Source organism: Enterobacter sp. ENT02 (assembly GCF_019219165.1).
GTDB lineage: Bacteria > Pseudomonadota > Gammaproteobacteria > Enterobacterales > Enterobacteriaceae > Enterobacter > Enterobacter mori.
Genome location: NZ_JAHUWD010000002.1, coordinates 814,297 through 826,915, shown reverse-complemented (window position 1 = coordinate 826,915; position 12,619 = coordinate 814,297). Strand labels below are relative to the sequence as shown.

General features: G+C 52.8%; 14 protein-coding genes. 8 read left to right on the top strand and 6 right to left on the bottom strand.

What is annotated here, in order from left to right; genetic code table 11:
• Positions 1-10 precede the first annotated feature (10 nt).
• The 5 genes from rsxG to gstA all read left to right on the top strand — a co-directional run bounded on the left by rsxG (position 11) and on the right by gstA (position 4,788).
• On the top strand, positions 11-631 hold the full coding sequence (gene rsxG, locus KW829_RS09960; RefSeq protein ID WP_212473806.1) for an electron transport complex subunit RsxG: 621 nt from the start codon (positions 11-13) through the stop codon (positions 629-631).
• 2 nt (positions 632-633) lie between these two features.
• Positions 634-1,320, top strand: coding sequence for an electron transport complex subunit E (locus KW829_RS09955; protein WP_010430367.1), 687 nt, complete (start codon positions 634-636; stop codon positions 1,318-1,320).
• Positions 1,317-1,952: an endonuclease III gene (gene nth, locus KW829_RS09950; protein WP_008500570.1), complete on the top strand. Its 636-nt coding sequence runs from the start codon at positions 1,317-1,319 to the stop codon at positions 1,950-1,952. The genes KW829_RS09955 and nth overlap by 4 nt, the downstream gene beginning before the upstream one ends.
• A gap of 612 nt (positions 1,953-2,564) precedes the next feature.
• Complete coding sequence (gene dtpA, locus KW829_RS09945; RefSeq protein ID WP_010430365.1) at positions 2,565-4,073, top strand: dipeptide/tripeptide permease DtpA; 1,509 nt, start codon at positions 2,565-2,567, stop codon at positions 4,071-4,073.
• Between the two features lie 109 nt (positions 4,074-4,182).
• Positions 4,183-4,788 carry a glutathione transferase GstA gene (gene gstA / locus KW829_RS09940; RefSeq protein WP_218308108.1) on the top strand — a complete coding sequence of 202 codons (606 nt, stop codon included), beginning with the start codon at positions 4,183-4,185 and terminating at the stop codon, positions 4,786-4,788.
• A gap of 60 nt (positions 4,789-4,848) precedes the next feature.
• On the opposite strand, the gene pdxY is transcribed toward gstA, so the two are convergent.
• The 5 genes from pdxY to anmK all read right to left on the bottom strand — a co-directional run bounded on the left by pdxY (position 4,849) and on the right by anmK (position 9,430).
• Entirely contained in the window at positions 4,849-5,709 is an 861-nt protein-coding gene (gene pdxY, locus KW829_RS09935; protein WP_218308107.1) for a pyridoxal kinase PdxY, read from the bottom strand.
• A 65-nt stretch (positions 5,710-5,774) separates the two neighbouring features.
• Complete coding sequence (gene tyrS, locus KW829_RS09930; protein ID WP_010430352.1) at positions 5,775-7,049, bottom strand: tyrosine--tRNA ligase; 1,275 nt, start codon at positions 7,047-7,049, stop codon at positions 5,775-5,777.
• 125 nt (positions 7,050-7,174) lie between these two features.
• Positions 7,175-7,831: a pyridoxamine 5'-phosphate oxidase gene (gene pdxH, locus KW829_RS09925; protein ID WP_003857601.1), complete on the bottom strand. Its 657-nt coding sequence runs from the start codon at positions 7,829-7,831 to the stop codon at positions 7,175-7,177.
• A gap of 57 nt (positions 7,832-7,888) precedes the next feature.
• Complete coding sequence (mliC, locus tag KW829_RS09920) at positions 7,889-8,212, bottom strand: C-type lysozyme inhibitor (protein WP_010430347.1); 324 nt, start codon at positions 8,210-8,212, stop codon at positions 7,889-7,891.
• A gap of 93 nt (positions 8,213-8,305) precedes the next feature.
• Positions 8,306-9,430 (bottom strand): anhydro-N-acetylmuramic acid kinase, encoded by a 1,125-nt coding sequence (anmK, locus tag KW829_RS09915; RefSeq protein WP_010430345.1) that lies wholly within the window; start codon positions 9,428-9,430, stop codon positions 8,306-8,308.
• Positions 9,431-9,684: 254 nt separating this feature from the next.
• On the opposite strand from anmK, the gene slyB reads away from it, so the two are divergent.
• Both slyB and KW829_RS09905 read left to right on the top strand, forming a co-directional pair.
• A complete protein-coding gene (gene slyB, locus KW829_RS09910; protein WP_010430343.1) occupies positions 9,685-10,152 on the top strand; it encodes an outer membrane lipoprotein SlyB in 468 nt (155 codons plus the stop codon).
• A 198-nt stretch (positions 10,153-10,350) separates the two neighbouring features.
• The gene (locus KW829_RS09905) at positions 10,351-11,712 is read left to right on the top strand and encodes a GGDEF domain-containing protein (protein ID WP_218308106.1); all 1,362 of its coding nucleotides are present in this window, start codon (positions 10,351-10,353) and stop codon (positions 11,710-11,712) included.
• A gap of 41 nt (positions 11,713-11,753) precedes the next feature.
• Here the strand turns inward: KW829_RS09905 and slyA are convergent, their stop codons facing one another.
• On the bottom strand, positions 11,754-12,194 hold the full coding sequence (gene slyA / locus KW829_RS09900; RefSeq protein WP_029485052.1) for a transcriptional regulator SlyA: 441 nt from the start codon (positions 12,192-12,194) through the stop codon (positions 11,754-11,756).
• A 186-nt stretch (positions 12,195-12,380) separates the two neighbouring features.
• Here slyA and KW829_RS09895 point away from each other — a divergent pair, with 186 nt between their 5' ends.
• The gene (locus KW829_RS09895; protein WP_010430338.1) at positions 12,381-12,617 is read left to right on the top strand and encodes a DUF1656 domain-containing protein; all 237 of its coding nucleotides are present in this window, start codon (positions 12,381-12,383) and stop codon (positions 12,615-12,617) included.
• Positions 12,618-12,619 lie beyond the last annotated feature (2 nt).

Sequence of the window (12,619 nt, the reverse complement as noted above, 5' to 3'; positions counted from 1 at the left end):
GGGTTTCGCCATGTTAAAGACCATGCAAAAACACGGCGTCACGCTGGCTATTTTCGCTGCGGTGCTGACCGGCCTGACGGCGCTGGTGAACGAGCTGACCAAATCGACGATTGATGAGCAGGCGGCAAAGCAGCAAAAAGCGCTGTTTGATCAGGTGATCCCGTCTGACTTCTACGATAATGACCTGCAGAAAAGCTGCTTTGTTGTAGAAGCGCCGCAGCTTGGGAAAGGCTCGCACCGCGTCTTTATCGCCCGCAAAGGGGATCGGCCTGTGGGTGCAGTCATGGAAACCACGGCCCCCGACGGTTATTCCGGAGCCATTCAACTGCTCGTCGGCAGCGATTTTTCCGGTACCGTACTGGGTACCCGTGTGACGGAGCATCACGAGACGCCGGGTCTTGGCGATAAAATTGAAACGCGCTTAAGCGACTGGATTTTGCACTTTGCCGGTAAAGTGATCCACGGCGAAAATGACGCAGCGTTTGCGGTGAAGAAAGATGGCGGTGAGTTCGACCAGTTCACGGGTGCGACCATCACGCCGCGCGCCGTGGTTAACGCTGTAAAACGCGCCGGGCTGTATGCTGAAACGCTGCCTGCGCAGATTAACAATCTTCCTGCCTGTGAGGAGTAGCCATGAGCCAGGTTAAAGAGGTTATTGTTCAGGGGCTGTGGAAGAACAACTCCGCGCTGGTGCAGCTTCTGGGGATGTGTCCACTGCTGGCCGTCACCTCGACTGCGACTAACGCACTCGGTCTGGGGCTGGCGACCACGCTGGTGCTGACACTGACTAACCTGTCCATTTCCGCACTGCGCCGCTGGACGCCTTCGGAGATCCGTATTCCGATTTACGTCATGATCATCGCGTCGGTGGTGAGTATCGTTCAGATGCTGATTAACGCTTACGCGTTTGGCCTGTATCAGTCGCTTGGGATCTTCATTCCGCTGATCGTGACCAACTGTATTGTGGTCGGGCGTGCCGAGGCGTTTGCCGTGAAGAACAGCCCGGCGATGTCTGCGCTTGACGGTTTCGCCATCGGTATGGGGGCGACAGGTGCCATGTTTGTCCTCGGCTCGCTTCGTGAGATCCTCGGCAACGGTACGCTGTTCGACGGTGCAGATGCGCTGCTGGGCGGCTGGGCAAAAGCGTTGCGTATTGAAGTGTTCCACACCGATACGCCATTCCTGCTGGCCATGCTGCCGCCGGGTGCTTTCATTGGCCTTGGCATGATGCTGGCGATAAAATACCTGATTGATGAAAAACGTAAGCGCCGCGCGGCTGAGCGTAGCGTTCTGGAAGGGACACCCGAGAAGGCTTCATGAATAAAGAAAAGCGCATTGCGATCCTGACCCGTCTGCGGGACGAGAACCCGCACCCAACGACGGAGCTGAATTTTACCTCCCCGTTTGAGCTGCTGATCGCCGTGTTGCTCTCTGCGCAGGCTACCGATGTCAGCGTCAATAAAGCCACCGCCCTGCTCTATCCGGTGGCCAATACGCCGAAGGCGATGCTTGAGTTAGGCGTCGAAGGCGTGAAGTCGTATATCAAAACCATCGGCCTGTTTAACAGCAAGGCCGAGAACGTGATCAAAACCTGCCGGATTTTGCTGGAACAGCACGGAGGCGAAGTGCCAGAGGATCGTGCCGCGCTGGAGGCACTGCCCGGCGTCGGACGCAAAACGGCGAACGTGGTGCTGAATACGGCCTTCGGCTGGCCGACTATCGCCGTCGATACGCACATTTTCCGCGTCTCTAACCGCACCAACTTTGCACCTGGCAAAAACGTTGAACAGGTTGAGGAGAAGTTATTAAAAGTCGTCCCGGCGGAATTTAAGGTCGACTGTCATCACTGGCTGATTTTGCATGGCCGCTATACCTGCATCGCACGCAAGCCTCGCTGCGGCTCCTGCATCATCGAAGATCTTTGCGAATATAAAGAAAAAGTCTATCCCTGATCGCTTTAGCCTTTTTCACTCCCGAATCAAAACCCTATAAAAGGAAGGTCCTCTGCATACCTTCCTTTTGACCGTAATTTGTCCGCTTTTGCGCTATCCCACCTTATGGATTGTTCGGCCATTTAACACTGAAACAGGTTAATAGTTTTTTCATCACCAAAAATTTCTATACATCTGTGATCAAGATCACTCTGATAACGTCATGTTGGATTTTTGTTGTCAAACACCTCGCAAAACCTTTGCCTGACAAGAATTAACCATCCATATACCGCATATAAGACCAGTCATTTTTCAGATTATGGGCTATATCACTACCTTAAAGGTCAAATAGCAGAACATATTGCCATATCGGGCTGGAAGGGGGTTGGGGGTAGTGAAAAAAACCAACAAAACGCAACGGATGAAATTTAACGCTGAATAACATTTGTGTGACCCGCGGATTATACCACCCCAGTTATATGTAACAGAGTATTTCAAACATATTGCCAGATGGGTCAGGATAGTGAACATTACCCGCCGTTTCCCCTCCCAATATAACTATAAAGCGGATGGACTACGGTCATCACGCTATGAACACCCCCGTTAATATGGGATGTAAAAAAAGAGGTATATGTGTCTACTGCAAACAATAAACCAACAAATGAAAGCGTGAGTCTCAACGCTTTCAAACAGCCGAAAGCGTTCTATCTCATCTTCTCAATCGAGTTATGGGAGCGTTTTGGTTATTACGGCCTGCAAGGGATCATGGCAGTTTACCTGGTTAAACAACTGGGTATGTCCGAAGCGGATTCCATCACGCTGTTCTCCTCCTTCAGTGCTCTGGTGTACGGTCTGGTTGCTATCGGCGGCTGGCTGGGTGACAAAGTCCTCGGCACCAAACGCGTCATTATGCTGGGCGCCATTGTCCTGGCGATTGGCTATGGTCTGGTTGCATGGTCTGGACACGATGCGGCTGTGGTCTATATGGGTATGGCAACGATTGCCGTCGGTAACGGTCTGTTCAAAGCGAACCCGTCCTCCCTGCTCTCTACCTGCTACAACAAAGATGACCCACGTTTGGACGGTGCATTTACCATGTACTACATGTCCATCAATATTGGCTCATTCTTCTCCATGCTGGCAACACCATGGCTGGCAGCGAAATTCGGCTGGAGCGTGGCCTTTGCGCTGAGCTTCGTGGGTATGCTGATCACCGTTGTGAACTTCCTGTTCTGCCGCAGCTGGGTTAAAGACTACGGTTCTAAGCCAGACTTCGAACCGGTTCACATGGGTAAACTGCTGGCCACCATCGCGGGCGTTGTCGTTCTCGCTGCGATTGCCACCTGGCTGCTGCATAACCAGGGCGTTGCACGTGCGGTTCTGGGCGTGGTTGCGCTGGGTATCGTCTGCATCTTTGCGAAAGAAGCCTTCGCCATGCAGGGCGCTGCACGTCGTAAGATGATTGTCGCGTTCATCCTGATGCTGGAAGCGATTATCTTCTTCGTGCTGTACAGCCAGATGCCAACTTCCCTGAACTTCTTCGCTATCCGTAACGTTGAACATTCAATCCTCGGTATCGCGTTCGAACCTGAGCAGTTCCAGGCTCTGAACCCGTTCTGGATCATGATTGGTTCCCCGATTCTGGCCGCTATCTATAACAAGATGGGCGACCGCCTGCCAATGCCGCACAAGTTCGCCGTGGGCATGGTGCTGTGCTCTTGCGCCTTCCTGGTGCTGCCGCTGGGAACGAAATTTGCGTCCGACGCGGGTATCGTCTCCGTTAACTGGCTGATCCTGAGCTACGCCCTGCAGTCTATCGGTGAGCTGATGATCTCCGGTCTGGGCCTGGCGATGGTTGCACAGCTGGTGCCACAGCGTCTGATGGGCTTCATCATGGGTAGCTGGTTCCTGACCACTGCGGGTGCGGCAATCATTGCCGGTAAGATTGCTAACCTGATGGCGGTTCCGGAAAACGTGACTGACCCACTGCTTTCCCTGAACGTATACGGCACCGTGTTCATGCAGATTGGTATTGCCACGGCGGTTATCGCTGTGCTGATGCTGCTGACCGCGCCTAAGCTGAATCGCATGACTCAGGACGACGACAAAACGTCTAAAGCGACCGAAACCGCTACCGCGTAATGTCATCGGGAAACGACTGAATGGAAAGAAGCCGCTAAAGCATTAGCGGCTTTTTTTTTATCCGAACGCGCACTAACATAGCTGATACCTCAGCAAAAAGGAGTTACCGATGAAACTGTTCTACAAACCGGGCGCCTGCTCTCTTGCTTCCCATATCACTCTTCGCGAGAGCGGCAAAGATTTCACGCTGGACGGCGTTGACCTGATGAAAAAGCGCCTCGAAAACGGCGATGATTTTTTCGCGATCAACCCGAAAGGACAAGTTCCGGCTTTGCTGCTGGATGACGGTACGCTGCTGACCGAAGGCGTGGCGATTATGCAGTACCTGGCCGACAACGTGCCGGATCGTCAGCTGCTGGCACCAACAGGCAGTATCTCTCGCTATAAAACCCTTGAGTGGCTTAACTACATCGCGACCGAGCTGCACAAAGGCTTTACGCCGCTGTTCCGCCCGGACACGCCGGAAGAGTACAAACCGACCGTACGTGCGTTACTTGAGAAAAAGATGCAGTACATTAATGAATCACTGAAAGACGATCAGTGGATCTGCGGTGCGCGTTTCACCATTGCTGATGCGTATCTGTTTACCGTTCTGCGCTGGGCGCGCGCGGTGAAGCTGAACCTGGAAGGGTTAGATCATATTGCGTCGTATATGGAACGCGTCGCGACGCGCCCTGCGGTTGCAGCGGCGCTGAAGGCAGAAGGGTTGAATTAATCCGAGCGCTCTGTATTGCCGGGTGGCGCTGCGCTTACCCGGCCGACACTTTCCCTGCTCTTACAATTGGGTTGCGCTGAAATAATGCTCGGGCTTCGCGATACGATCCTGCGCTGCCACCACCTGCAGCTCATATTCCTGCATGTTTTTCGTCGCCATCATAATTTCATAAACTGCTGCGGTCACATGCTCAAGTGCATCCCGCAGAGCCGTCCCCTGGAGCAACTTCACCAGCAGCAGGCCGCTGGTCACATCGCCCACCCCTACCGGCTGACGCGTACCAAAATCCACCAGCGGACGGCTGATGTGCCATGCCTCGTCTTTCGTCACCAGCAGCATCTCAAAACGGTCCTGGCTTAACCCTGCGCGCGCAAGATGCTTCACCAGGACAATCTCAGGCCCCTGAGCAATTAGCTCGCGAGAAGCGCTTACAGCCTCTTTTACGCTGTTTACCGGATGCTCGCAGAGGATTTCAAGCTCGATCAGATTTGGCGCAATAATATCGCTGGCCAGCAGCGCGTGGCGGACGTGAAACTCCGCCACGCCGGGCGCGACAATACAGCCCTTTTCAGGGTGGCCCATGACCGGATCGCAAAAAAACTTTGCCGCAGGATTCGCCGCTTTCACCTGGCGAACGATCCCCAGGATATGTTCCCCCTGCTCTGCTGAACCGAGATAGCCGCTCAGCACTGCGTCACAGCGCTTAAGCTGGTCGATTTCGGCAATACCCTGCACAACTTCCGTCAAGTGCGATGGCGGCATCACGCAGCCGGTCCATTTGCCGTATTGCGTGTGGTTTGAAAACTGTACGGTATTGAGGGGCCAGACGTTGGCACCGAGGCGGCGCATCGGGAATTCCGCTGCGCTGTTGCCAGCATGCCCAAAAACAACGTGGGACTGGATGGCGAGGATGTTCTTCATTTTTTCTTACCAAACCCTGTAAAAACAAAAGGGGCGTGGTTTCCCACGCCCCTGTGTACTTTTAATTACTTCCAGCAGACCAGACAGTAATTTTTCTTACCGCGACGCAGCAGCGTGTAACGTCCGTACAGACGATCGCCGTCAACGAAGGTGTATTCCGGATCAGCCTGCTTCTCACCGTTAATGGTGATGGCGTTAGACGCGATGGTTTTACGCGCCTGACCGCGAGACGGCTGCAGCTCAGAATCCACCAGCGCCTGCATCAGGTCAGCCCCTTTCTCCATCTCAACCATTGGCACGCCGTCCTGCGCCAGCTGTTCGAAGTCCGCTTCGCTCAGATCGCTCAGGGTACCGTTGAACAGGCTTGCGGTAATGCGTTTTGCCGCGGCCAGACCGTCTTCACCGTGGACCAGTTTGGTCACTTCATCCGCCAGCACGTACTGAGCACGTGGCGCTTTACCGCTGTTCTTGTCTTCTTCTTCCAGCGCATTGATTTCTTCAATGTCCATAAAGGTGAAAAACTTCAGGAAGCGATAAACATCGGCATCCGCCGTGTTGATCCAGAACTGGTAGAATTTGTACGGGCTGGTTTTCTTCGGATCGAGCCATACCGCGCCGCCTTCGGTCTTACCGAATTTGGTGCCGTCGGCTTTGGTGATCAGCGGAACGGTCAGACCAAAGACCTGGTTCTGATGCAGGCGACGAGTCAGATCGATACCGGAGGTAATGTTACCCCACTGGTCAGAACCGCCAATCTGCAGGGAAACGCCGTGCAGTTTGTTCAGGCAGGCAAAGTCATAGCCCTGCAGCAGGTTGTAGGAGAACTCGGTGAAGGAGATGCCCTGGTCGTCACGGTTCAGACGCTGCTTCACGGCTTCTTTGTTAATCATCTGGTTAACAGAGAAGTGTTTGCCGATATCACGCAGGAAGGTCAGCACGTTCATGCCACCAAACCAGTCGTAGTTGTTAGCAGCAATTGCGGAGTTGTCGCCACAGTTGAAGTCGAGGAACGGTGCCACCTGTTTGCGGATTTTATCCACCCACTCCTGCACAGTGTCTTCTGTGTTCAGTTTACGCTCAGCGGCTTTGAAGCTTGGGTCACCAATCAGACCGGTCGCGCCGCCCACCAGGGCAACAGGCTTATGGCCCGCCATCTGGAAGCGTTTCAGGCATAACAATGGAACAAGATGCCCCAAATGCAAGCTGTCAGCGGTGGGATCGAAGCCGCAATAGAGCGCGATCGGGCCTTGCGCCAGTCGCTCTGCTAACGCTTCCTCGTCCGTCACCTGGGCCACGAGGCCCCGCTCTTGCAATTGTTTAATCAAGTTACTGCTTGCCATCAAATTCTCCATGTATAAACGACTGCACCTTTGCCGGTACACGACTTTTCGCCTGATGCGAAACAACCATAGAATAAAGCGCAAGCGCGGTGTGCGCTAGCGCTTAAATCAACAAATTTCGGGGATTACGGTGCCAGTCTGTCGATTTTCCAGCCGCCGTTGTCGCGCTGGTATAAAAAGCGGTCGTGCAGGCGGTGTTCGCCCCCCTGCCAGAATTCCATCTGCTCAATGGGGATGCGGAAACCGCCCCAGAAGCTTGGCAGCGGCACTTCACCCTGCTGGAACTTCTGTTTGAGTTCGAGGAATTTGCTTTCCAGCACGCCGCGGGCAGAGATACGGCTGGACTGTTTCGAAACCCAGGCGCCAATCTGGCTGTCGCGCGGGCGGCTGTGGAAATACTTCACCACTTCCAGCGTCGAAAGACGTTCCGCTTTGCCTGTCACCATCACCTGACGCTCCAGCATGTGCCACGGAAACAGCAGGCTGATGCGAGGATTGTTTTCCAGGTGGTGCGCTTTGCGGCTGCCCAGGTTGGTATAGAACACCAGCCCTTTCTCGTCATAATGCTTGAGCAATACGATGCGCTGATACGGTTGACCGTTTTCATCAACCGTCGCGACAACCATGGCGGTGGGGTCGGCCAGTTTCGCTTCGCAGGCCTGTTTCAGCCAGCGTTCGAAAAGCACAAGGGGTTCAGCGGGAAGATCCTGGCGACGCAGGCCGCCTTTGGTGTATTCACGGCGCAGATGCGCAATTTGCTGCAGTTCGTCGTTATCTGACATGGCGTTAGCTGACATTGAGAGTGGGAGGCGCTATTGTGCGCCGCCCCTGTAAAAATCTCAACGCTTCGGATTTTCGAGCTGGCAATTGTTCAGCACAATGCGGTCACGTTTGTAGACCGTTGCGCTGTCACCTTTCGACCAGAACACGTAAATCCCGTCCGTATAACGCGCCCCGGAAGCCGACATCCCCTGTTTCAGGGTCAGCAGTTTGTTGTCGTAGACAAAACTGGCTTCCTGACGCGGATTATTCAGCTTAACGGTCAGCGGCTTTTCATCGCAGCGATACGCCAGCGTATCGGTCTGCATGCGCTCAAGGAGCTGGTTATAGACGCTGCATCCTGACAGCAATAAAGGCGCGGCAATAAGAAGAAGTTTTTTCATGGGCGTATTCCGAAGACTTTCCTGGTCCTGGAGGACATCGCTGCCCTCCTGTTTCGTTCCATTCTAACGACGACACGCCACGATGAATTTCAGTTAACTCTGATTATGACGCGGATTTGCCGGGAAAATCGCTCCGAGGACGCTCGCCTCCCGCGCGCCGGTGACAGAAGGTAAATTACCGGGCAAACCGGCAACGGTACGCCAGGCAAGCCAGGCGAAAGCCAGCGCTTCCATATCATCACCGCTGATCCCGGCTTCATCCGTTGTGGTGACTTCAGTACCCGGCAGTAGCGCCGCCAGACGCGCCATCACCAGCGGATTCCGGCTCCCTCCGCCACACACCAGCAGGCGTTCGCACCCTCCGCTGAGGAGAACCTGTTCGGATATCGACACTGCGGTCAATTCGGTGAGCGTGGCCTGAACATCCTGTGGTGCCAGCGCAGGGAACTGCGCCAGCTGGCGTTCAAGCCAGCCGTAGTTGAAATACTCGCGCCCCGTACTCTTCGGCGCAGGCAGCGCAAACCAGGGATCGCTTAGCATGGACTGCAGCAGCGGAAGAATGACTTTGCCTTCGCTGGCCCACTCCGCGTCTTCATCATAGGGCTTTCCGCACTGACGCCAGATCCAGGCATCCATTAACATATTGCCCGGCCCCGTATCGTACCCGCGCACGGGCTGACCGGGGATCAGCATCGACAGGTTTGCAATCCCGCCGATATTAAGCACCATACGGCGCTCAACCGGATGTGCCAGCAACGCGTGATGGAACGCTGGTACCAGCGGCGCACCCTGCCCGCCCAGCGCAATATCGCGGCGACGAAAATCCCCCACCACGGTGACACCTGTTTTTGCCACAATCTGATTATTATCACCGATTTGCAACGTGTGCGGCGCGTCGCCAGTGGGTTCATGCCAGACGGTCTGACCGTGACAACCAATGGCGACCACATCCTGCGGGTGCAGATTCTCTTTGCGCATCAGGGCTAAAACAGCCTCTGCAAACAGCGCCCCCAGCCGCACATCGAGCTGTCCCAGCTGCGAAAGCGTCAGTTGTTGACCCTGGCAAATGCTCAAAATGTCTTCTTTGAGCGAAACGGGAATAGGCCAGGTCAGACTCGCCTGCTGCGCCACCATGTTTTCATCAATGGCGGCCAGGACGACATCGACACCGTCAAGACTGGTTCCAGACATCACACCGATATAGCGACCCGATTTCATGCGCTTTCCTTACGTTGAGTGGGCTAAGGATATCCACTCCACCATAAACAGCGGTGCTTTGCTATGCGGAGATAATATTTTTTAACAATGTCAGACAGGTGGCACGCGGGAAGTCCGTTTATCTTCCGTTAAGCCAAATTCAAGTACAATTTTCTGATAGTTAGTGCAAAGATATGAAGTATGGCCCGTAATGCCATATAATTTAGCCATAATGGATGCCCGAACCGGGCGTTTTGGGTGAACAGGAGATTCAAATGATTTTACGTGTACTGGGCGTTTCGCTGATTGGTTTAACACTCGCTGGTTGTGTGAATGACAGTTCACTTTCTGGCGACGTCTATAGCGCTTCTGAAGCTAAACAAGTTCAGAACGTGACTTACGGTACCATTGTTAATGCGCGTCCTGTTCAAATTCAGGGCGGCGATGAAAACAACGTAATGGGTGCTATCGGCGGTGCGGTTCTGGGCGGCTTCCTCGGTAACACCGTAGGCGGTGGTACGGGCCGTTCGCTGGCGACAGCAGCAGGTGCCGTTGCCGGTGGTGTCGCAGGCCAGGGCGTTCAGGGTGCAATGAACAAAACCCAGGGCGTGGAGCTGGAAATCCGCAAAGATGACGGTAGCACCATTATGGTCGTTCAGAAACAAGGCAACACCCGTTTCTCCGCTGGCCAGCGTGTTGTTCTGGCGAGCAATGGCCGTCAGGTGACGGTTTCCCCGCGTTAATCTGATAACGGATGTGGCTCTCGGGCCACATCCATTTACAAAAAACATCATTTGAATGAATATATTTACAATATATATTTATTGCATTTATTATTAATGTTATCTGATATTGTTTCTGCGCAAAGTATTTATTGAATTAATAGATTAGACTCATCGCACTTACCTCTTTTAATTCATTATAACTTTGTTAAAAATTATATGCTTGCGATGAGTCGTTTTGTAAAAGGTCGTTATATCTCGTTCTGTCTCGGTTGCATTGTTGTCATCGGGATATTACAAACGTTATTTATCAAACTGGTGGAATGGATCCCCTCCTTTTCACCGTTTCTGTTCCCGACGCTCACCATTTTCCTGCTGGTATTTCACCTCTTTATTGCCTGTTTTATGGCAATGAAATACTGGTGTGACAGGAAACGGTTGTATCTGGTAGCGATCGCCTTCGCCTTTGCCGGTTCGGCATTATTGATGGTTGGCACGCTGTCGAGTTTCCCGGCCTGGCTGGATCTCTATCAATTCAATGTCGTCAACTATAACGATGCGATGATTTACTACATGTTCCGCCATCTGTTAATGGCGATACTGATCATCGTCTCGGCATTACTCTACACCACGCGGAGTCGGCCACTGTCACGGCTGGCGCATGTTTCAATTATTAGCGGGTTATTTGTCTTTACCTTTTGTGCCGTGTTTCTGGCCTGGCTCTATTCAAGTCATTCAGATTTGTTATCAATTGACCTGGTGGATAATGAAACCCGCCAGTTTATGGTTCTCTGGAGCCAGTGCATCAATATTTCATTAATTGTGCTGTGGATGGTGACATTAGCAACGCTGATGTTTATTACGCGCGTACGCAACCTATTCTGGGTCGGGGGGAATTTCCTCTGCGTCTGTTATGTGGTCACGCTGTCAATGCTGTTAGTGGGTGGGCATGCCGAAGATATCTCCTGGTATCGCGCCCGTTTATTTGAGACTGTCGCGACGCTGCTTATTATTTTTGTCCTGCTTTACGACGTTTTCAATTTGTATCGTGAATCACATTTAAAATATCAGCAGTCTTATCAGAACTCGATTCGCGATCCGCTGACGCGTCTTTATAACCGCAGTTATTTTTATGATTCATTAAATCAGGCGCTGGCTATCGCCAAAGCCAACCGTCCGGTTTCGGTGATTGTCAGCGATCTCGATCGCTTCAAACGTATTAACGACAACTACGGGCACTTGCAGGGCGACAAGGTGCTGCAGTTTGTCTCTAACCTGCTGATGGATTCCGTGCGACCGCAAGATATCGCGGCACGTATCGGCGGCGAGGAGTTTGTCCTGATGCTGGAAAATACCTCTTCAGAAGAGGCACGCCAGGTCGCTGAACGCATCCGTATAAAGTTAAGCAATTTTGATAAAGCCAGCAGTGAGGGGCAGCTGCCCGAGCCGATTACGATCAGTATGGGCGTCTTCACGGCAACATCGCCGGACATAACCGCCGAGAAGTGCGTGGAAAGTGCGGATAAGGCGATGTACGAGGCCAAAGAGACTGGCCGAAACCGCGTGGTGATTTTCCAGTAAAAAGAGAAAGGCCTTGCTCATGCAAGGCCTTTTTTTACTTCTCAGTCGCGTGACTGCAACTCATGAATGTTTTGCTCAAGGCGTCCAATGAGGCTGATGAGCATTTCCAGTTCTTCAGGTGATACCCCGGACAGGATTTCACCTCGCGTTTTACTGATAACGGCTTCCATCTCAGTAATGATAGGCGCCGCTTTTTCCGTCAGTTTAATCCGCTTCGCGCGACGATCGCTGGCACAGGTTTGCCGGGAGATGAGTCCTTTCTCTTCCAGCTGATCGAGCGTGCGCACCAGTGACGGTTGCTCAATACCGATCGCTTTTGCCAGTTGAATTTGGGACTGCTCGGGCGGTAGCTGATGAATGTTATGCAGCGTGACCCAATGCGTCTGTGTCAATTCCAGAGGTTTCAGGCGATGGTCAATCAGAGCACGCCAGACGCGTACCAACCTTGCCAGATCAGAACCTAATGGCGATTCCAATTTCATCTCCTTATAATTAGCTTGCTAAGTTATTATACTGATTTTAGAATAGTGTGCAGTATTTATATTGCCAAAACAAATGCATTACTGCATTCAACATTAATAAAAGTATGATTTACACTGAATACAGATGTTACTTCATTGTAAGACAGGCCATCGTGGCACTCAGTTCACTGCAAAGGACCACTGCTCGTGACGTTCTCGTTAAACTCCACGGGGTTACCCCTTCAGGACCTGATCTTTGGTGCATCAGTCTATTTTCCTCCCCTGTTTAAAGCCGTACTGGTGGGCTTTGCTATCTGGCTTGTCGCACACCGGCTCCTGCGAGACTGGATGTATTCCGGCGAGATCTGGCACCCCATGCTGATGGATCTCTCCCTGTTTGCCCTCTCCGTATGCCTGGGCCTTGCTGTGTTGACCGTGTGGTGAAT

Excerpts from the sequence above, each read along its gene's own strand:
- pdxH (WP_003857601.1), bottom strand. The coding sequence starts at position 7,831 with ATGTCAGATAACGACGAACTGCAGCAAATTGCGCATCTGCGCCGTGAA.
- gstA (WP_218308108.1), top strand. The coding sequence starts at position 4,183 with ATGAAACTGTTCTACAAACCGGGCGCCTGCTCTCTTGCTTCCCATATC.
- KW829_RS09905 (WP_218308106.1), top strand. The coding sequence starts at position 10,351 with ATGCTTGCGATGAGTCGTTTTGTAAAAGGTCGTTATATCTCGTTCTGT.
- slyA (WP_029485052.1), bottom strand. The coding sequence starts at position 12,194 with ATGAAATTGGAATCGCCATTAGGTTCTGATCTGGCAAGGTTGGTACGC.
- anmK (WP_010430345.1), bottom strand. The coding sequence starts at position 9,430 with ATGAAATCGGGTCGCTATATCGGTGTGATGTCTGGAACCAGTCTTGAC.
- rsxG (WP_212473806.1), top strand. The coding sequence starts at position 11 with ATGTTAAAGACCATGCAAAAACACGGCGTCACGCTGGCTATTTTCGCT.
- tyrS (WP_010430352.1), bottom strand. The coding sequence starts at position 7,049 with ATGGCAAGCAGTAACTTGATTAAACAATTGCAAGAGCGGGGCCTCGTG.
- mliC (WP_010430347.1), bottom strand. The coding sequence starts at position 8,212 with ATGAAAAAACTTCTTCTTATTGCCGCGCCTTTATTGCTGTCAGGATGC.
- KW829_RS09955 (WP_010430367.1), top strand. The coding sequence starts at position 634 with ATGAGCCAGGTTAAAGAGGTTATTGTTCAGGGGCTGTGGAAGAACAAC.
- pdxY (WP_218308107.1), bottom strand. The coding sequence starts at position 5,709 with ATGAAGAACATCCTCGCCATCCAGTCCCACGTTGTTTTTGGGCATGCT.
- slyB (WP_010430343.1), top strand. The coding sequence starts at position 9,685 with ATGATTTTACGTGTACTGGGCGTTTCGCTGATTGGTTTAACACTCGCT.
- nth (WP_008500570.1), top strand. The coding sequence starts at position 1,317 with ATGAATAAAGAAAAGCGCATTGCGATCCTGACCCGTCTGCGGGACGAG.